Origin of the sequence: Mycobacterium sp. IEC1808, assembly GCF_002101935.1 — a bacterium.
Taxonomy (GTDB): Bacteria; Actinomycetota; Actinomycetes; order Mycobacteriales; family Mycobacteriaceae; genus Mycobacterium.
In genome coordinates, this window is record NZ_LQPV01000006.1 from 1 (window position 1) to 18,377 (window position 18,377).

Genomic DNA, 18,377 nt, shown 5'->3' on the forward strand with positions numbered 1-18,377 from the left:
GCCCCGCCCATGCCGCCAGTGCCGCCGACGGCCGTGGCGATCCCGCCGGCCCCGCCGGCGCCGCCGGAACCGATCAGCCATCCGCCCCGGCCGCCGACGCCGCCCGTCCCGCCCGTCCCGCCCTGCCCGCCTCGGCCGCCGTTGCCGATGAGGCCGGCGTGCCCGCCCGCGCCGCCGGGCGCGCCGGGATTGGTGCCGTTGCCGCCGGCACCCCCGTTGCCAAACAAGATCCCGCCGGGCCCTCCGGGCTGCCCCACCCCGTTGATGGTTTGCCCCGTGGCGCCGTTGCCGATCAATGGGCGTTTGAACAGCGCTTCGGTGGGTGCGTTGATCACGCCCAGCACGTCGTGCTGGAGGATCTGCAGCGGTGAGACGTTGGCGGCCTCGGCCGCCCCGTACGCTCCCGCAGCGGAAGTGAGGGCGTTGACGAACTGGTCGTGAAAGGCCGTCGCCTGGGCGCTGATGGACTGGAATGCCTGGGCGTGCTCGCCGAACACCACCGCGATGCCCGCCGACACTTCGTCCGCGCCCGCAGCCAAAACCTTGGTGGTGGGCGACGCCGCGGCCGCGTTGGCCATGCTGATCGCGGACCCGATGCCCGCCAAATCTGTCGCCGCCGTTGTCACCGTCTCCGGCACCGCGATCACAAAAGACATTCCGTACCTCCCGACAGTTCGGCTTTCGCCCGTTTGGTCACCGAGGAAAATCAGAAACGACAGCAGCGTATCGCTGTCATTACAGCAAATTCCACTGTTTTATTGAAAATCTTGGTTCGAGGCTGGCTTTGCCAAGGTCGCGGGGGCAATGCGTCTCCGTCGGAAGTACGTCCTTATATTCGTTGGACAGCTATAGCGGGCCGGCAATTTTCGCCGGCATGCCGGTGCCGACTCGAACCCGAACTCGCCGCCTTCGACAACTGTCTTCGCGCCGGCCGAACCAAACAGACAACCGTGGCGGTGACGGCGATCAATAATTCTCTACCGCGCACCGGGTTATTACCGCTGGGAATCAATGACTTCTTCCCCTGCCGGACGACCTGTCCCGGTCATGCCGCTTTCCTGCCAGGCGATCCGCAATTTTGAAGTACGTAAATCGCCTGTTCAACGGACCAACCGAATGGTCCGCGGTCTCAGCGGAGACTTGCGTACGGCAATATTAGTGCGTCAGACATCGTTAGCGCTTCATGTGAAGATTCGCACGACTTCCGGGGCGCGCGAAACGGACAAGAGTCGGCCCTTAGAGTGAACTGTCGCCTCCGGGAGTGGTTATGGGGCCGCGCTCACTTACGACTCGGAATTGATTTCGATTCGAACGCTCCCATCGATAGGCAGGTTCGCATCGTACGACCGGTTCGGTCAGCCAATCAAGACATCTTCAGCGATTTAGCGGGCAACGGGAGGCCCTGCGGCCGCTTTGGCCGGTCGACAAATAGCGGAGCACCAGAGAGTTTTGCCAGCAAACAAGACCAGTTTTCACTAGCGGTATTCGTTGAAACTGCCACGCGTTTTACCGGGCGGCCAACCAGCCGCGGCAGCGGCCGGATATGGGTGAGCGCGGCTGCGTTCAGCCCAGCGCGTCTGGTTTCAGGCGCGGGGATGCGACTCGGCGAGCGCATCGAGGAACGAGCGCGCCCAGCGGTCCACGTCGTGCGCGAGCACCTGCCGTCGCAGCGCGCGCATGCGCCGCCGTCCCTCCTCGGGGGACTGGTTGAGCGCCGCTTCGATCACGTCCTTGACGCCGTCGGTGTCGTGCGGGTTCACCAGGTACGCCTGCCTGAGTTCGGCTGCGGCACCGGTGAATTCGGACAGGACCAGCGCGCCGCCGAGATCGCTGCGGCAGGCGACGTACTCCTTGGCCACAAGGTTCATCCCGTCGCGCAGCGGGGTCACCAGCATGACGTCGCTTGCCACGAAGAACGCGATGAGCTCGTCACGGGGGACCGGCCGATGCAGGTAGTGCACCACCGGATGACCCACCTCGGCGTATTCGCCGTTGATGTGGCCGACCTCGCGCTCGATGTCGTTGCGCAGGATCTGGTAGCTCTCCACGCGTTCGCGGCTGGGTGTCGCGAGCTGAACCAGCACGGTGTCGTCGCGTTTCGCGCGGCCCTCGGCGAGCAGCTCCGAGAAGGCCTTCAGCCGAACGTCGATGCCCTTGGTGTAGTCGAGCCGGTCGACGCCGAGCAGGATCTTGCGCGGGTTGCCGAGCTCGGCCCGGATCTCTCGCGCTCGGCGGCGCACGTCGCGGTCGCGGGCCGCATGGTCGAGCGCGGTGGAGTCGATCGAGATCGGAAAGGCGCCCACCCGCACGGTGCGCGACGGCAGCTCCACCTCGCCGAATCGCGACCGGACGCCGACGGCGCCGCGGGAGGTGTTGACGCCGATAAGCTGCCGGGACAGGAACAGGAAATTCTGCGCACCGCCGGGCAGGTGGAAGCCCACCAGGTCGGCCCCGAGCAGGCCCTCGACGATCTCGGTGCGCCACGGCAGCTGCATGAACAGCTCCACCGGCGGGAACGGGATGTGCAGGAAGAAACCGATGGTCAGGTCGGGCCGCAGTTCGCGCAGCATCTTGGGAACCAGCTGCAGCTGGTAGTCCTGCACCCACACGGTCGCCCCGCGGGCCGCGGCGCGCGACGTGGCCTCGGCGAAGCGGCGGTTGACGTCGACATAGCGGTCCCACCATTCGCGGTGGTAGATGGGTTTGACGATGACGTCGTGGTACAGCGGCCACAGCGTGGCGTTGGAGAATCCCTCGTAGTACTCGGCGACGTCGTCGGAGGTCAGCCGCACGGGGTGCAGATGGAGGTCGTCCTGGACGACGGGCTCGTAATCCAGCTCGTCGTCGTCATCGGCGACCCCCGGCCACCCGACCCACGCGCCGCGCCGGCGCCGCAGCAGCGGCTCGAGGGCCGTGACCAAGCCGCCGGGGCTGCGTTTCCAGGCGGTGGTGCCGTCGGGAAGGCGCTCGAGGTCGACCGGCAGCCGATTGGCCACCACTACGAAATCGGAATTGCCGAATTGTTGGCCCCCGCTGGGAGTCATTTAGGTGTCGTGTTTTGCCGGTCCGATACCCAGCATGGACAGGAAGACGCGGCACTCGTCGGCGTCGTTCGCGTAAGCGGCGACCACTCGCCTGGCCTGGCTCGCGGTGCTGTCGGCCAGGGGCTCCACATCGCCGAGTTCGCCAGGATCAGATTTCGTAGGCATAAGACAACTGTAGGCGACGTCGATATTCGCCTGCAGGCGTCTCGCGCCGGCGACCGGCCCGCACCCGCTGTCGTTGCTGGTCAGGGCGGATCCCGTTGCGCTGTGGGAAGCGCTTCGGGCGGCGCCGCGCCCCCTGGGGATCCGGATCGCGGGCGGTGGCCGTAATGTGCAGAGAGTCGGCCCGGCATTTACGGATCGACCCCAACTTGTAACGGAGCCCCATGACCCCGATGACCAAAGGTAGGTGGGCGGAATGACACTCTCCGACCAAGCCGGCACTCAAGCGACCGACGCCGAACAGCTGGTGGCCTATGAAACCCTCGACGACGGCCGCATCGCCCGGATCTGGCTCAACCGGCCCGAGGCCCACAACGCGCAGAGCCGCGGCCTGCTCGTGCAGCTCGACGAGGCGTTCCTGCGCGCCGAGGCCGACGACACCGTGCGGGTGGTGATCCTGGCGGCGCGCGGCAAGAACTTCTCCGCCGGCCACGACCTGGGCTCGGAGTTGGCGATCGCCGAGCGCAGCCAGCTGCCCAGCTTCCGCATCAACGGCGGCACCCGCGATCCCATCGCGGAGAAGATCTATCTGCAGGAGTGGCACTACTTCTTCCAGAACACGTGCCGCTGGCGCGATTTGCGCAAGATCACCATCGCCCAGGTGCAGGGCAACGCGATTTCGGCCGGGCTGATGCTGATCTGGGCCTGCGACTTGATCGTCGCGGCCGACAACGCGAAGTTCAGCGACGTCGTGGCGGTGCGGTTGGGGATGCCCGGCGTCGAATACTACGCCCACCCTTGGGAATTCGGGCCGCGCAAGGCCAAGGAGCTGCTGTTGACCGGCGATGCGCTGGACGCCGACGAGGCCTACCGGTTGGGCATGGTGTCGAAGGTGTTCCCGGTCGACGAGCTGGCGGAGAAGACGCTGGAGTTCGCCCGGCGCATCGCCGACCGGCCCACGATGGCGGCGCTGCTCGTCAAGGACTCGGTGAACGCCGCCTCCGACGCGATGGGATTCACCGAGGCGCTGCGGCACGCATTCCACATTCACGAGCTGGGCCACGCGCACTGGGCCGCCCACAACGAGAACAGATACGCGGTCGGCCTCCCACCCGACGTCGAGGACTGGCGCGACGCGAAGCCCACGCAGATCGCCCGCCGCGATACGCCCTAGCGTGACCCGTGTGGCGGCTGTGACCGCTCGCCTATGCTAGAACCCGTTTCAGTTTCGGCATGAGAGGCGCGGCGTGCAGCTTTCTTTCGTAAACCGGACGTACCTGGTGACCGGTGGTGGCAGCGGGATCGGAAAGGGGGTCGCCGCCGGACTGGTCGCGGCCGGCGCCTCCGTCATGATCGTCGGGCGTAACGCCGACCGGCTGGCGGCCGCGGTCCAAGAGATCGAAGTGCTCAAGGCGAGCGGCGCGATCCGCTACGAGCCGGCCGACATCACCAACGAGGAGGAGGCCGCCCGCGCTGTGGACGCCGCAACGGCGTGGCATGGCCGGCTGCACGGGGCGGTGCATTGCGCGGGCGGGTCGGAGACCATCGGGCCGATCACCCAGATCGACTCGGAGGCGTGGCGGCGCACGGTCGATCTCAACGTGAACGGCACCATGTACGTGCTCAAGCACGCCGCACGCGAATTGGTGCGCGGCGGCGGCGGTTCCTTCGTCGGGATCTCGTCGATCGCGGCCAGCAACACCCATCGGTGGTTCGGCGCCTACGGCGTCACCAAGTCGGCCGTCGACCACATGATGCAGCTGGCCGCCGACGAACTCGGTCCGTCCTGGGTGCGGGTCAACAGCGTCCGCCCCGGCCTGATCCGTACGGATCTCGTTGTGCCCATTACGGAATCACCGGAACTGAGCGCGGACTACCGGCAGTGCACGCCACTGCCACGGGTGGGTGAGGTCGAGGACGTCGCCAACCTGGTGATGTTCTTGCTAAGCGATGCAGCCAGCTGGATCACCGGGCAGTGCATCAACGTGGACGGCGGCCACATCCTGCGGCGCGGCCCCGACTTCTCCGCGATGCTGGAACCCGCCTTCGGCGCCGAGGGGTTACGCGGGGTGGTCTGAGCTGCCCGCGTCGCGGGCGGCCAGCGCGGCGAGCGCGGACCAGTCCAGGTGTCCGCCGCCCGTTGCGACCAGGGTGAGGAAGCGGTCTCGCAGCAGGCTGGCCACCGGCAGCGGCACCTCCAGGTCCTCGCCGGCGGCGAGCACCAGCCGGACATCCTTGAGACCGAGCCGGGCCGCGAACCCGGCCGGCTCGAACTCCTGCCGCGCGATAAGCCCGCCGTAGGTCTGATACGCCGGCGCGGCGAACAGCGTCGAGGTGAGGATGTCGACGTACTGCTGGCGGTCGACGCCGGCCTTGGCGACCAGCGCGACGGCCTCGCTGATGCTCTCGATCGCCGACGCGATCAGGAAGTTGCCGCTCAGCTTGACCAGGTTGGCGGTGTGCGGCTGCTCGGACACCACGAACGTCCGCTGCCCGATCGCGTCGAACAGGTCCGACAACGGTTGCAACACCTCCGGGGCGCCCGCGGCGATGACGAAAAGCTTTGCCGCGGAAGCGGCCTCGGGCCTGCCGAACACCGGCGCGGCGGCATACCGCTGACCGGCCTCGGCGTGCGCGGCCGCCAGTCGCTCGGAGAGGGCGACGCTGATCGTGCTCGACGACACGTGCGTGGCGCCCGGTGCCAGCGACGCGACGATCCCGTCGGGACCGAGCGTGACGGCCTCGACGGCCCGGTCGTCGGACAGCATGGTGAACACCACGTCGCCACGACTGGCTTCGGCGACGCTGCTCGCCGCGGTCGCGCCCTGCCGGGCGAGGGCTTCCGCCTTCTCGGGGGAGCGGTTGTACACGTTGAGGCGGTGGCCGGCCTTCATCAAGTTCGCGGCCATGCCCTGACCCATGTTGCCCAGCCCAACGAATCCAATGTCCATGCGTCTAGCCTGCCCGTGACGGCCGCTCTTTACCATGATGGCCGGGCCAACCGACGGGAGAAGCAATGAAGCGACTCGAGGGCAAGAGGATCCTGGTGACCGGCGCAGCGTCCGGGATCGGCCAGGCCAGCGCGCTGCGATTGCTCGACGAGGGCGCTGCCGTGGTGGCATCCGACATCGCGGAGGACGGCCTGGCCGCCACCCGGGCCAGCGCGGATCAGGCCGGAACCGCCGGACGGCTCACCACCATGCCGATGGACGTCGGCGACGAGGGCTCGGTGATCGACGGCGTCCGCCTGGCCGTGCAGACGCTCGACGGACTCGATTCGCTCGTCAACGCGGCCGGCATCCTGCGCGCCGCGCACACCCACGAGACCAGCCTCGAACTGTGGAACCGGATCGTCGGGATCAACCTCACCGGAACGTTTCTGGTGGTTCGCGAGGCGCTTCCGACGCTGCTGGGCAATCCGCGCAGCGCCATCGTGAATTTCAGCTCCACGTCGGCGTCGTTCGCCCATCCCTACATGGCGGCCTACGCCGCGAGCAAGGGCGGCATCCAGGCCTTCACCCATTCGCTGGCGCTCGAATACGCCAAGGACGGCCTGCGCGCGGCGTGCGTGGCGCCCGGAAGCATAAAGTCCGGAATCACCGACGCGACAGGTGGATACATCCCCAAAGACGCGGACTGGTCGCTGTTTCCGCGGCTCATGCCGATCCTGCCGACGACCGTCGAATCCAGCGGCGCCGGCATGGCCGAGCCGAGCGCGATCGCCGGTGTCATCGCCATGCTGGTGTCCGACGACGGCGCCTGGATCACCGGCACCGAGATCCGCATCGACGGCGGAACCCACGCGTGATTGGCTGCCTGACCGCGGCTAGTTAACGCACGGCACGCCGCCGGCGGCCATCGGCTTTCCTTGATCGGGCGTCGGATACGTGGTCGTCGTGCCGTTGTAGTAGTACGTGTTCGACTTGCTGGTCGTCGTCGTGGTGGTGTCGTCCATCGCAGTCTCGTCCTGAGGCGGCATCGAGAAGTCGGTGTCCACGGTCACCCTGACGTGCCCGGGCTGGATCGTAGGGTTCGGCTGCTTGGGCGCGTCGAGCCCGAGCAGGGTCGCCACGTTGTGCGCGTCGGTTTCCGCGCCGGCGCCATACTCGATGGTGGTGGCGGTCGGTTCGCCCGAATTGCGGTCGCGCACTTGACCCGCGGTGTACCCGCGCTTCTTCAGCGCGCGGGACACCTCGCTGGCCATGCCGCTCATGGCGCCCGCGTTGATTACGTCGACGACGGTGGACGGGCTGGGTTTGGCGGCGGTGGTGGCGGCTGTGGTCGACGGCGGCGGCGCCCCGATCGCCTCGGCCACCTCGGCCTTGATCGCCGCCGGGTCGATGATGTTGACGTCCTGCCCGTCAATGTTGTCGTAACGCACCACCGGCAGCGTCCGGAATTCGAGGTTGCCGCTGGACGCCAGCGACCCCAGCCGCTGGATCAGGTCCTCGTCCCAACCCCCCGACAGCACAACGTCTTTGCGCGCCACCGCCATCAGGCTCTTGAGCTTGTCGATGTCGGTGAACGTGCCCGACGCCTGCAGTTCTTGCATGACCGACGACAGGAACGCCTGCTGCCGGTGCGTGCGATCCAGGTCTCCATTTTCCAGGCCGTGGCGCTGCCGGACGAACGACAGCGCTTGGGACGCGTCCAGTCGCTGCCGGCCCGCTGGGAAGTCCGCACCCGAATACGAGTCCTCGACAGCGTGATTCAGACACACCTCCACGCCGCCCAGGGTTTGCGCCAAGTCGTAGAAGCCGGCCAAATTGACCTCGGCGAAATAGTCGATCGGGACGCCGGTCAGGCTGCGCACCGCGCGCAGCGTCGCCGCCCGGCCCGCCTCACGGCCCCGAGTCTCGAGTTCCTTCTGGGTGATGCTGCCCTGGCTGGCGAGCTTGTTGGCGACGTACTGCTTCGTAAGCCCGTATGCCTCTTTGATTTTGATGTGGTTGTATCCGGGCACGCCGTTGAACGGCACCCAGTCGTCGCGCGGGATAGAAAAGGCGACGGCTTTGTTGTCGGCCCCGACATGGATGAGTATGAGGGTGTTGGTGTTATAGCCGCCGTTGTCGGAATCGCCTGCGTGCAAATGCTTTAGGATCGACCAGGGCAGGTCGTTGCCGTCCTGGTCTTTGCGCGAGTCCAGTCCGATGAGCAAGATGTTCATGTTGTCGCCGCTGGACCGTGGGTCCTCCGGCGACAGGGCATCCGAGACGGTGATGCCGCCCAGCGCGCCGTGAGCCACGTAGTATCCCGTGCCCGTCATCAGCACGGCCGCCACCGATACCAGCGTCATCAAGCTGCGCGTCAGCGCCTTGCGAAGGCGCGACGGTTGCCGAACGGCGCGGTGGCGACGATGTGCGCCACCAGACTGTGCCATCAAAAACCTCGCCCCGTGACCAGCGCACCACCCGCCACCGCAATCGTGGTTTGCGGTGATGTCGCTTGCAGCATGCTGTCAAGTATGCGTTAGCTTGCTATGAACCCTCCAATTAAGCGGGTCGATGTAAGCTGGCTCACCTGCCGGGGATACCCGGATTTTAAGCCGTCAATCGGGCTCTGACCAGCGCCTTTGGCCGCTATCGCCGAGCCTGCCCACCGCGATCGTGCCGAGATCGAGCCCGACTTGTTACACCGCCGGCATCAAATGTTGGCCGGCCAAGGCCGTTCAGCAATAGGGGTATTCGATGTGCCATCTGCCGTTCACGTAATCGGCGCGATATTGGCCACCAAGTTGCGGATTGGCGTCCCGAATGACACCGGAGCCGCCGACGTTCGGCGCGAAGCCGGGCGGATCCCAGGTGATCGACTGGGGGTTGGGCGGCAGGCTTGGCGTGCAATTGATTTGCTTCTGGATGTAGCCGTCTTTGATCTTCTGCTCCGCCGTGGCCTGGTCACCGGCGTCGGGTGCTGGATCGGCCGGGCAGAAAGCGCTTGTGCCGCATGCGCTTTGGCGCGCGCCGACGAGTGACACCGCACCGGCGGGCGCGCTCGTCATCAGCAGTGCCGATACGAGCATTCCCGTTGCCGCGGTGCCGCCACGTCGCCACATCTGGCCCCCTAGCCCGCCTTGACCAAATCTTCGCCCGAGCTGTAAAAGAGGCGAATATTTGAGCCCGCGATGATTTCGGCGAGGTATACGCCGACCGGTTCCACCTCGTAGTAATAGTGAATATTGCCCTGCGGATCCACCGCCGTCGCGCAAAACAGGCCCGGCGCACCGCACCTTTGCTTGACCGGTATCGCGAGGATGCCGATTACCAGCGCGACAAGCAGCACGACCGCGACCGGGACTCTGTTGGCTGCGTGCCGGGTCGGCACAGGATGCATCAAAGGAGTGTAAGCGTCTTCCCGGCGGCTGGCCCTCCCGCCGGACGGTCGTGTCATGCCACGATATTCGCCATGACCGTGGTTCTGGTGCATGGCAATCCCGAGACTGCCGCCATCTGGGGCCCGCTGGTCGAGGCCCTCGGGCGCCAGGATGTGGTGCTGCTGTCGCCGCCGGGCTTCGGGGCGCCCTTGCCCGACGATTTCCCGGCCACCTACCTGGCCTACCGCGCCTGGCTCGAGGCCGAGCTCGAGCGCATCGAGGGACCGATCGATCTCGTCGGGCACGACTGGGGCGGCGGCCACGTGGTGAATGCCGTGATGCACCGGCCCGAACTCGTGCGCAGCTGGGTCAGCGACGTCGTCGGGCTCTTCGACCCCGACTACGTGTGGCACGACTTCGCGCAGACGTGGCAGACGCCAGGTGAGGGCGAAGAGCTGGTGGCCACGCTGCTCGGCGGCACGGTCGAGGACCGCGCGCAGCGGATGGCCGCCTTTGGCATCCCCTCAGACATCGCGACCTCGATCGCCCCGGAGCAGGGGCCGGAAATGGGTCGGGCCATCCTGTCGCTGTACCGCTCGGCGCGCCAGCCCGCGCTGGCCGAGGCCGGTCGCGGGCTTGAGAAGGCCGCGGCCCGGCCGGGGCTTTCGCTGCTGGCCACCGAGGACCCGTTCATCGGGGCGGCCGACAACCGGCGCCGCGCCGCCGACCGGGCGGGCGCGCGCACCGAGGTGCTCGACGGGCTCGGGCACTGGTGGATGGTGCAGGATCCGGCGGCGGGCGCGGCGGCATTGACGCGCTTCTGGGAAACGCTCGGCTAGGCCATTTTTCGGGGCGCGTCGAGTGTGAAAGAAGGGCTTTCGATGTGAGGTGAGGGCGGGTTTTTCGACGATTCTCAGCCCTCACTACACACCCAAAGCCCTCAATGCACACTCAACGCGGGAGCCGGACCTTCGGCTTCCGTTCGTTTTGGTACGCGCGCCCGGCGGGTACGCACCGATGATGATCGACACCGAACCCGGTACCCCGGACGAGACGCCCGAGCGGCTGACGCCGGCGGAACCACCCGAACGGCTCACGCCGGCGGACCCGCCGGAGCGCCTGACGCCGGCGGACCCGCCCGAGCGCCAGCTGCCGGCATGACAGACCCGACCACGGATGGAGATGACGCATGCGCGCCGAAGAAGGCGACGAAACGGTCAAGGACTATGCCGCCGAGGGCGAGCAAACCCTCGGGCGGATCAAGGATTCGCAACGCGCGGGCAGTCGTCTCGGTCGGCTTTTCCTGCGGATAACCAAGTTCGTCGGGGTCAACCGGGCTTCCTCCGGCGGCCGGCGCGCCGGCTGATTCAGCAACTCTTGGGCGACGGAAACGCCCGGAGATCTCGAGAGGGTCTTACTATCTCCTGGTGACTACCGCGCCCGAGACGTTCTCGACCCAGGGCCCCGGTGGCGTCCGCATCGTCGCCGACCGGTTGGGCGACCCCCAGGCCCGCGCCGTGGTGTTCTTGCACGGCGGCGGACAGACGCGTCGTTCCTGGGCCAAGGCGGCCGCGGCCGTCGCCCAGCGCGGCTTCCAGGCGGTCACCATCGACCTGCGCGGCCACGGCGAATCCGACTGGTCGAGCGAGGGCGACTATCGCGTGGTCAGCTTCGCCGCCGACGTCCAGGAGGTGTTGCGTACCCTGCCGCCGCAGCCTGTGCTGGTGGGCGCGTCGCTGGGCGGCTTCACCACGATGCTGCTGGAGGGGGAGCTCGCGCCGGGCACCGCCAGCGCCGTCGTCCTCGTCGACATCGTGCCCAACATGGAGCAATCCGGCGCGAACCGCATCCACAGCTTCATGGCCGAGCGCGTGGAATCAGGATTCGCCTCGCTCGATGAAGTTGCGGACGCGATCGCCGAATACAACCCGCACCGTCCCAGGCCCACCGATCTGGACGGCCTGACCACCAACCTGCGCCGACGCGGCGATCGCTGGTATTGGCATTGGGACCCGCAATTCATCAGCGGCACGGCCCCGTATCCTCCGTTCGAAGTCACCGACGCCGACCGCATGCACACCGCCGTCGAGGCGATCGTGCGCAACGGCGTGCCGATGCTGTTGGTGCGGGGTCAGGTGAGCGACCTGGTCAGCCAGGAGCGCGCGGACGAGTTCCTCGCCCGCTTCCCGCAGGTCGAGTTCACCGATGTGCGCGGGGCGGGACACATGGTCGCCGGCGACCGCAACGACATCTTCGCCGAGGCGGTCCTCGATTTCCTCACCCGCCACGTGGGCGGCTGACGCCGAAACCGCGAAGCAATGGCGGTGGGCTGAACACCTGAAGAACGCGGTAGCGAGCGCGAAACCTGGCGTCGTCGAAGTATCCGGCCAGTTCCCCGTCCAGCGCGACGGCGGTCGGCCCGTCGACGGCGGTGAAGCTGAACTCCGGGACGTGCTGCTCGTGATAGAGCCGGCTGCGTTGCAGGCGACCGAGCACGAGCGCCGTCATGATCCGCAGCCTGCCGAACCGGCGGCCGGCCTCGAGGATCCGCACGTCGATCAGGCCGGTGTCCATCCGGTTGCGCTGCGCGGGCGCGAAGCCGGACGGCACGTACGTCGAGTTGCCCAGGAAGAACAGAGACGCCTGAATGTCCCTGTTGCCGTAGTTGATTCGCACCGGAGCATCGTGGCGCAAGCTGTGAAACGTCGCGTAGGCCGCCGCGAGAGGCTTGCCGACCTTGCGTTCGTAGCGTTCTCGCGTCCGCACGAATCTCGGATAGGCGCCGATGCTCGCGGTGTTGATGACCACGCGGGTGTCGTTGAAGGACACCAGGTCGACGCGCGAAGTCGTGCCCTGTCGGATCGCCCGAATCGTCTTGGCTACGTGATCGCAACCGATGTCCTTGGCGAAATGGTTGAACGTGCCGGCCGGGAACACCGCGAGTGGGCGGCCGAGATCGGCCGCAATTCCCGCGGCGCACGCCACGGTGCCGTCGCCGCCGCCGATTCCAAGCACCTCGGCTCGCTCGGCCGCGTCGCGAAGCAGCTCCACCAAGTCGTCTTCGGGTGTCAATTCGATGATTTCGGCTTTGGGCAGTTCCCTTCGGACCTCGCCGATGACGCGCCGCCCGGTACCGCTGCCCGACGCCGGGTTGACGACCAGCACCAGGCCGGCGCCGTCGGGGCGGGGCGGCACATCGATGCGCAGCGGGTCGGCGGGCGGGAGATGGTGCTCGACGATCGGCGGGACTAGGCGGCCGCCCACCACGGCTATCGATGCGCCGATGCCGAAGCCCGCCAGGACGTCGCCGGGATAGTGCGCGCCGGTCGCGACACGCGACAAGCCGACGAGCCCGGCAAGCGGCGCCAGGGCCAAACCCAGCATGGGGCTTTGCAGGCCGGCGCCGATCGCGAAGGCGGCCGCGCTGGCGGCGTGCCCGGAGGGCATGGAATGCGACTTCGGATATCTTCGCAGGCGTCGCATCGGGGGAACCAGCCCGCGATAAGGGCGCTGCCGCCGCCAGATGCGCTTGGCCAGCTGATTGGTCACCAGGCTGGTCACCGCAAGACTTGCGACGCCTCGACCGGCGGCGTGCCGAGCCGACCGATTGCCCGACATCCCCATGGCCAACGCGATGGCCAGCCACAGCTTGGAGTGGTCTGCGGCGCGACTCAGCGCCGGCATCGCCTTGTCCAGCAGAGGATTTCGGGTGTCCGCGATCGCGGCAAACACCTCATCGTCCAGGGTTGCGAGACCCCGGGTGACCTCGCGGACTCCGCGCGATGTCTGCGCCCGCCACGTCATAACGCGTCATCGTGTCGGTCCGCAGAACCCCTGCGTAGGGTCCAAAGTCATCGATATGGCGGCGGCGCTAGTCGTCGGCGATTCCGGGTTCGCTCAGCGACGCGACGGTGTCTTCGCGGTACCGCAGCGAGCGCGCGGCCACCGCGAACTGGCGCAGCTTGTCGATGACGGTCTGCCCTTCCGGCTTGTGGCCCCAGATGCTGATGCCCTGGTGCGTGGTCGGCTCCCAGGTCGATTCGTTGACGACGATCGGGTTCCACCCGACCTCCCACTCGAACCCAGACGGGGTCACCGCGTAGTAGGACAGTTCCTTGTCGTTGGTGTGCTGGCCGACCGACAGGGCCATGTCAAACCCGAGCCCCTTCACCCGCTGATACGACGTGAGCATATCGTCGAGCGTGGCGACCTGCACGTTGACGTGTTGGACGCGAGTGCGAATCGGGTTGAGAGGCAACATTGTTGCGGCGGCGATTGCCACGGAATGGTGACGCTCGTTGACTCGCAGGAACCGGATCTTGAGCTTGAGGCCGTTGATTGTCTCGTCGATGTAGTCCGACAGCCGGGCGTCGAAGACGTGGTTGTAATAGCCGCGGACCAGGTGCGGATTCTTCGTGGTGAGGGCGAGATGGCCCATTCCGCCTGCGCCGGTGACGAATCCGCGCCCCGGTATCTCCAGCGACAGCGGCGCCGTGCGGGCGGTGGTGTAGATCTCCTGGGCGAGGCCGTTCGGGCCGGGGAATCGCAGGAAGCGCTCGACCCCGCGCAGCTTCGCCTCTTCATCGGTGCCCTCGACCGAGGGCACGCCGTGGTCGGCGACGCGGCGACTGATTTCGTCGAACGTCGCGTGGCCGTCGAGCTGCCAACCCAGCGCGACCACGTCCTCGGCCGGCCCCCGCCGCAGCAGCACGCGACATTCGTTGTCGTCGAGGCGGAATCGAATCGTGTCGGGCGCCATGTCGTCGAGGTGCATACCGATCGCGTCGCGGCCGAAGCGCTTCCAGTCGCTGATCTTTTCGGTCTCAATCACGACGTAACCCAGGTGCACGTTGCCGAACACCGAAGCCTTTTGAGTGGTAGACATCTTTATCCTTGTAATCTGTTGCGTTAGCTAGGTTTTAAAAAAGAGGTGGTGACCGCGTTGAACAGTTCGGCGCGCTCCCACTGCACCCAGTGTCCGGCGTTGGCGGCGAACAGGACGTCGGCGTTGGGCATCCGCTCGGCCAGCATTTCCGCCCCGCCGGGTTTGTTCACCTTGTCGTCCCGACCCCAGATGATCAGCGTCGGCGTCGAGAGGCTGCTGAGCCTGCGGTCGCGGGTGAAGTCCATCCGCCACAGGGTGCGCAACCCGGACGGGCGTTGCAGTGGAGGGTTGGCGACGACCTCGGGATCGATCGATGCCGTGTAACGGGATTCGATCAGCGAGTCGGGCACCGAGTCCGCGTCATACACCAGGTACGAGCGGATGAAGGTGCGCAGCTTCTCGAGGCTCGGTCCCTCACCGCCGTAATAGCCCAGCAGATTTTTCAGGCCGGCGCTGGGCAGCCCGCGGCTTGTCCCGACGCCACCGGGACCCATCAGCACGAGTTTGTTCACTCGGTACGGGGTATCCAGCGCGAGCCGCAGCGCGCAGGATCCGCCGTAGGAGTTACCGACCAGGTGCGCGCTGTCGATGCCGAGCTCGTCGAGCATCCCCCGGATGTGATCGGCGAGGTATCCGAACGGATCTCGCCGGTCGACACCCTTGGTGGAGCGGCCGTACCCGGGCATGTCCGGAACGATGACCCGGAAGTTCTCGGCGAGTGGCTCGATGTTGCGCGTGTAGTTGGACACGCCCGACGCGCCCGGTCCGCCGCCGTGCAACAGCACCACGGCGGGGCCGCTGCCCGTCTCGGCGAGGAAGATCTCCTTCCCCTTGACCCGGACCGTGCGTTCCGTGAGGGTGGCGGTAGTCATGTTGTCTCCCTTAAGATTTGAAGCCGGCTGGCGGCGGTGGCAGGGGCTGACCGGCGGCGGCGCCGGCGTAGACGAAGCCGTCGGGCCGGACGGCCACCACCGACGCGCCCTTCTTGGCGAGCCAGGCGGTTAGCGACCCATCGGTGTCGACGACGCAGTCGGCACGCGGAACGCTTCCGGGCGGAGTGACTTGCATGACCGGAATGCCCACGGCCCGCCAGTCCGGCCAGTCGGATCCCGGGCCGGTGTGCAGCACGGTCCAGCGGCCGCCAATCACGTCATCGAGGCGCACGCTGTCACCCTTTTCGTCGCGCACGTGCGGCTGGGGGACCAGCCAGCCGACGGCCCGGTTGCCGTTGCGGGCCAGCAGGCCTTCCTGGTAGTGCGCGTCGGGGATCCAGCGGTGGTTGCGCAGCCAGGTGAGGAAGCCCGGCACCTTGCTGGCCGTGCGGAAGATGTGATTGCGGGCCGCCGCGCGAAACCGGTTGCGCTGGATGATCAGCTTGCCGGTCTTCACCGCGCGGTTGGTCACCTCCTTGACATGCGGCATCCGCTCGGTCTGGTAGGTGTCGAGCACGGATTCCGGCAGCGACCCGTTGAGCACGGCGCCGAGCTTCCAGCACAGGTTCGCCACGTCGCGCACGCCGGCGCACATGCCCTGGCCGATCCATGGGGGCATCGCGTGGGCGGCGTCGCCGGCCAGGAAGACCCGGCCCACCCGCCACCGGTCGGCGAAACGGACGTGATGGCTGTAGCAGGCATAGCCGAGGATCTGCACGTTGTCCGGCGATATTCCCTGGCCGCGCAGCACGTTCCAGATTGCTTCCTCGTGCAGGAGGTCCTTCTCGTCCTCCTCGTCGCGTACCGGGAACTCCCAGCGGTGGTGTCCCAGCGGGGTGGGGCAGTCGACGGTGGGCCGTTCGGGGTTGCAGTGGAACCGCAGCCGGTCGTGGCCCGGCCATTCCTTGAGCACCTTGGTGTCGATGACGATCCAGCGCTCGCCGTAGGTGCGGCCGCCGAACCCGACACCCAGCTGCGCGCGGGTCGCGCTCGATCCGCCGTCGGCCGCGATCACATAGGAGGCCCGGATCCGGCGGAACTCGTCGGCGTCGAGGTCGGCGAGCATCAGCTCGACGTGGTCGTCCTTCTGGACCAGGCGTAGGCATTCGTGCTTGAGCAGGATGGAAACGTTGGGGAAGCGATCGACGCCTTCGCGGAGCACCTTCTCCAGCGCCGGCTGGTAGATGAACTGCTGCGGCGGGTGGCCGTTGCCGCGCGAGACCGGTAGCAGCTTGACGAACGGCACGCCATTGGCGTCGACGAAGTTGGCGCCGCGGCCGGGCTGCATGTCCGCGTTGAGGCGATCGGCCAGCCCGACCTGCTGCCAGATCCGAACGACCTCCTCGTCGGTCGAGATGGCGCGCGCTCGCGCATAGATGTCGGGGTCGCGTTCCACCACGACGACGTTGAGGCCCAATTGGCCCAACAGGTTCGCCGCGGTGCAGCCGACCGGGCCGTAGCCGACGATCGCCACGTCATAGGTTTTCTGGTCTTTCATTTCCGGCCCCTTCGCCAGGCTTGTTAATGTAGCGATCCATACAGTAAGCTCTTGTAGCGTGAGCGTCAACACCCAAAAAGGAGGGAACGTGACGGCAGAACCCGAAAAGACGGGCGCAACCGCACCTCGCGGCCGCAGGCGCACCCGGGCCAACGGGGAACAGTCGCGCGAGCGGATCCTCGATGCGGCGACCGAGGTCGCCACCGAACGCGGCTACGAAGGAACCACCATCTCCCTGGTCAGCAAGAAGAGCGGCCTGCCGCCGACGTCCATTTACTGGCACTTCGCCGACAAGGACGACCTGATCGCCGCCGTCATCGAGCGCAGTTTCGGGCGGTGGATGGCGGTCCTGGACCTGCCGGGTGGCGAAATGGCCGCAGAGCGGGTGAACGAGCTCGGGATGCAGGTGGCCAAGGCGCTGCTGGATGCCCCTGACTTCCTCCGGCTGGGCCTGATGCTGGCGCTGGAGCGCCGCCCGGTCGAGCCGCGCGCCAGGGCGATGTTCCTCGAGGTCCGCGACCGCGCGTTTCACCGGTTCGAGGCGGTCGTGCGCGACCTTGCCCCCGAGCTCGACGCCGAAGGCGTGCGCCTGCTCACCACCTATGCGATCGCCGGAGCCGACGGCCTGTTCATCGCCAAGGAGGTCGGCGGCGACTCGGTCGACTTGCTCAAGCTGTTCGACCTGCATGTGCGCCTGGTCTTCCAGGCGGCGGCGAAGCTTTTGGAGTCCGGAGAACCGACATGATCGATGTGACCGCACGTGACCCGCAGCTCGACGACGCCGCGAGGCGGCTGTATGCGGCGCAGGTGGGCAGCAGTCCCATCCCGCCGCTGACCGATACCTATCTGAATCTCGGTGTGGCGCAAGCCTATTCGGTGCAGCGGCGCAACTTGGCCCGCCACCTGGCTGATGGCGCGCTGCTGTGCGGCCACAAGATCGGGCTGACCTCCGCGCCGATGCAAAGCCTGCTGGGTGTCAGCGAGCCCGACTTCGGCTATGTCCTCGACAGCATGGTGCTGACCGACGGGACTTCGGTGCCGAGAGCTGCGTTCTGTGCGCCCCGGGTGGAACCCGAAGTGGCGTTTCTCCTGCGGGCTCCGTTGCGCGGCCCGGGGGTGACCGTCGCCGAGGTGATGGCGGCCACCGAAGCGGTGGCCGCGGCGCTGGAGATCGTCGACAGCCGCATCGCCGACTGGCGGATCACGCTGGCGGACACCATTGCCGACAACGCCAGCTCTGGTGCGGTGGTGCTCGGCGAGTGGGTCCCGATCTCCGACGCGCCGCCGCTGTCCGGCACCACCGCGGCGCTGTACCTGAACGACGTGCTGGTCGAAAAGGGGCAGGGCACCGCCGTCATGGGCGATCCGGCCGTCGCCGTCGCGTGGCTGGCGAACGCCCTGGCCGAGTACGGAACCGGAATCGACGCGGGGCAGTTCGTGATGTCCGGCTCTTACACCGGGGCCGCGTTTGTCGGGGCCGGCGACCGCGCCGCGGCCACGATCACCGCCCTGGGCGCCGTCAGCATCACGTTTGAGTAGAGGAGAA

At 67.3% G+C, this 18,377-nt stretch carries 20 protein-coding genes; 9 read left to right on the top strand and 11 right to left on the bottom strand.

Going from position 1 to position 18,377, the window contains the following annotated elements; all coding sequences use genetic code 11:
* From AWB92_RS03400 to AWB92_RS29250, 3 genes are all read right to left on the bottom strand, one after another.
* The coding region (locus AWB92_RS03400; RefSeq protein ID WP_085184343.1) for a PE family protein at positions 1 to 656 on the bottom strand (656 nt) is incomplete at its 3' end.
* Positions 657 to 1,583: 927 nt separating this feature from the next.
* Positions 1,584 to 3,044 carry a trehalose-6-phosphate synthase gene (locus AWB92_RS03405; protein WP_068107770.1) on the bottom strand — a complete coding sequence of 487 codons (1,461 nt, stop codon included), beginning with the start codon at positions 3,042 to 3,044 and terminating at the stop codon, positions 1,584 to 1,586.
* Positions 3,045 to 3,209 (bottom strand): hypothetical protein, encoded by a 165-nt coding sequence (locus AWB92_RS29250; RefSeq protein WP_142281923.1) that lies wholly within the window; start codon positions 3,207 to 3,209, stop codon positions 3,045 to 3,047.
* Positions 3,210 to 3,462: 253 nt separating this feature from the next.
* Here AWB92_RS29250 and AWB92_RS03410 point away from each other — a divergent pair, with 253 nt between their 5' ends.
* On the top strand, positions 3,463 to 4,380 hold the full coding sequence (locus AWB92_RS03410) for an enoyl-CoA hydratase (RefSeq protein WP_068107772.1): 918 nt from the start codon (positions 3,463 to 3,465) through the stop codon (positions 4,378 to 4,380).
* Between the two features lie 73 nt (positions 4,381 to 4,453).
* Positions 4,454 to 5,284: an SDR family oxidoreductase gene (locus AWB92_RS03415; protein ID WP_068107774.1), complete on the top strand. Its 831-nt coding sequence runs from the start codon at positions 4,454 to 4,456 to the stop codon at positions 5,282 to 5,284.
* On the opposite strand, the gene AWB92_RS03420 is transcribed toward AWB92_RS03415, so the two are convergent.
* Complete coding sequence (locus AWB92_RS03420) at positions 5,267 to 6,157, bottom strand: NAD(P)-dependent oxidoreductase (RefSeq protein WP_085184086.1); 891 nt, start codon at positions 6,155 to 6,157, stop codon at positions 5,267 to 5,269. The genes AWB92_RS03415 and AWB92_RS03420 overlap by 18 nt on opposite strands.
* Positions 6,158 to 6,222: 65 nt before the next feature.
* On the opposite strand from AWB92_RS03420, the gene AWB92_RS03425 reads away from it, so the two are divergent.
* On the top strand, positions 6,223 to 7,014 hold the full coding sequence (locus AWB92_RS03425; RefSeq protein WP_085184087.1) for an SDR family NAD(P)-dependent oxidoreductase: 792 nt from the start codon (positions 6,223 to 6,225) through the stop codon (positions 7,012 to 7,014).
* A gap of 18 nt (positions 7,015 to 7,032) precedes the next feature.
* Here the strand turns inward: AWB92_RS03425 and AWB92_RS03430 are convergent, their stop codons facing one another.
* From AWB92_RS03430 to AWB92_RS03440, 3 genes are all read right to left on the bottom strand, one after another.
* On the bottom strand, positions 7,033 to 8,586 hold the full coding sequence (locus AWB92_RS03430) for an LCP family protein (protein WP_085184088.1): 1,554 nt from the start codon (positions 8,584 to 8,586) through the stop codon (positions 7,033 to 7,035).
* A 288-nt stretch (positions 8,587 to 8,874) separates the two neighbouring features.
* Positions 8,875 to 9,258, bottom strand: coding sequence for an integrase (locus tag AWB92_RS03435; protein WP_085184089.1), 384 nt, complete (start codon positions 9,256 to 9,258; stop codon positions 8,875 to 8,877).
* Positions 9,259 to 9,266: 8 nt separating this feature from the next.
* Positions 9,267 to 9,536 carry a hypothetical protein gene (locus AWB92_RS03440; RefSeq protein WP_085184090.1) on the bottom strand — a complete coding sequence of 90 codons (270 nt, stop codon included), beginning with the start codon at positions 9,534 to 9,536 and terminating at the stop codon, positions 9,267 to 9,269.
* A 72-nt stretch (positions 9,537 to 9,608) separates the two neighbouring features.
* On the opposite strand from AWB92_RS03440, the gene AWB92_RS03445 reads away from it, so the two are divergent.
* The 4 genes from AWB92_RS03445 to AWB92_RS03450 all read left to right on the top strand — a co-directional run bounded on the left by AWB92_RS03445 (position 9,609) and on the right by AWB92_RS03450 (position 11,816).
* Positions 9,609 to 10,355 carry an alpha/beta fold hydrolase gene (locus AWB92_RS03445; RefSeq protein ID WP_085184091.1) on the top strand — a complete coding sequence of 249 codons (747 nt, stop codon included), beginning with the start codon at positions 9,609 to 9,611 and terminating at the stop codon, positions 10,353 to 10,355.
* Between the two features lie 181 nt (positions 10,356 to 10,536).
* On the top strand, positions 10,537 to 10,677 hold the full coding sequence (locus AWB92_RS29965) for a hypothetical protein (protein WP_173817339.1): 141 nt from the start codon (positions 10,537 to 10,539) through the stop codon (positions 10,675 to 10,677).
* A gap of 28 nt (positions 10,678 to 10,705) precedes the next feature.
* Positions 10,706 to 10,882: a hypothetical protein gene (locus AWB92_RS29750; protein WP_156766622.1), complete on the top strand. Its 177-nt coding sequence runs from the start codon at positions 10,706 to 10,708 to the stop codon at positions 10,880 to 10,882.
* A 61-nt stretch (positions 10,883 to 10,943) separates the two neighbouring features.
* The gene (locus AWB92_RS03450; protein ID WP_193791384.1) at positions 10,944 to 11,816 is read left to right on the top strand and encodes an alpha/beta hydrolase; all 873 of its coding nucleotides are present in this window, start codon (positions 10,944 to 10,946) and stop codon (positions 11,814 to 11,816) included.
* On the opposite strand, the gene AWB92_RS03455 is transcribed toward AWB92_RS03450, so the two are convergent.
* The 4 genes from AWB92_RS03455 to AWB92_RS03470 form a co-directional block, all read right to left on the bottom strand.
* Complete coding sequence (locus tag AWB92_RS03455; protein WP_085184092.1) at positions 11,794 to 13,320, bottom strand: bifunctional phosphatase PAP2/diacylglycerol kinase family protein; 1,527 nt, start codon at positions 13,318 to 13,320, stop codon at positions 11,794 to 11,796. The genes AWB92_RS03450 and AWB92_RS03455 overlap by 23 nt on opposite strands.
* A gap of 67 nt (positions 13,321 to 13,387) precedes the next feature.
* A complete protein-coding gene (locus AWB92_RS03460) occupies positions 13,388 to 14,401 on the bottom strand; it encodes a VOC family protein (RefSeq protein ID WP_085184093.1) in 1,014 nt (337 codons plus the stop codon).
* Positions 14,402 to 14,424: 23 nt separating this feature from the next.
* Positions 14,425 to 15,273 (bottom strand): alpha/beta hydrolase, encoded by an 849-nt coding sequence (locus tag AWB92_RS03465; protein WP_085184094.1) that lies wholly within the window; start codon positions 15,271 to 15,273, stop codon positions 14,425 to 14,427.
* 10 nt (positions 15,274 to 15,283) lie between these two features.
* Positions 15,284 to 16,831, bottom strand: coding sequence for a bifunctional 3-(3-hydroxy-phenyl)propionate/3-hydroxycinnamic acid hydroxylase (locus tag AWB92_RS03470; protein WP_085184095.1), 1,548 nt, complete (start codon positions 16,829 to 16,831; stop codon positions 15,284 to 15,286).
* Between the two features lie 88 nt (positions 16,832 to 16,919).
* Between AWB92_RS03470 and AWB92_RS03475 the strand changes: the two genes are divergently transcribed.
* Positions 16,920 to 17,576 carry a TetR/AcrR family transcriptional regulator gene (locus AWB92_RS03475; protein ID WP_085184096.1) on the top strand — a complete coding sequence of 219 codons (657 nt, stop codon included), beginning with the start codon at positions 16,920 to 16,922 and terminating at the stop codon, positions 17,574 to 17,576.
* On the top strand, positions 17,573 to 18,370 hold the full coding sequence (locus tag AWB92_RS03480; protein ID WP_085184097.1) for a fumarylacetoacetate hydrolase family protein: 798 nt from the start codon (positions 17,573 to 17,575) through the stop codon (positions 18,368 to 18,370). The genes AWB92_RS03475 and AWB92_RS03480 overlap by 4 nt, the downstream gene beginning before the upstream one ends.
* Positions 18,371 to 18,377 lie beyond the last annotated feature (7 nt).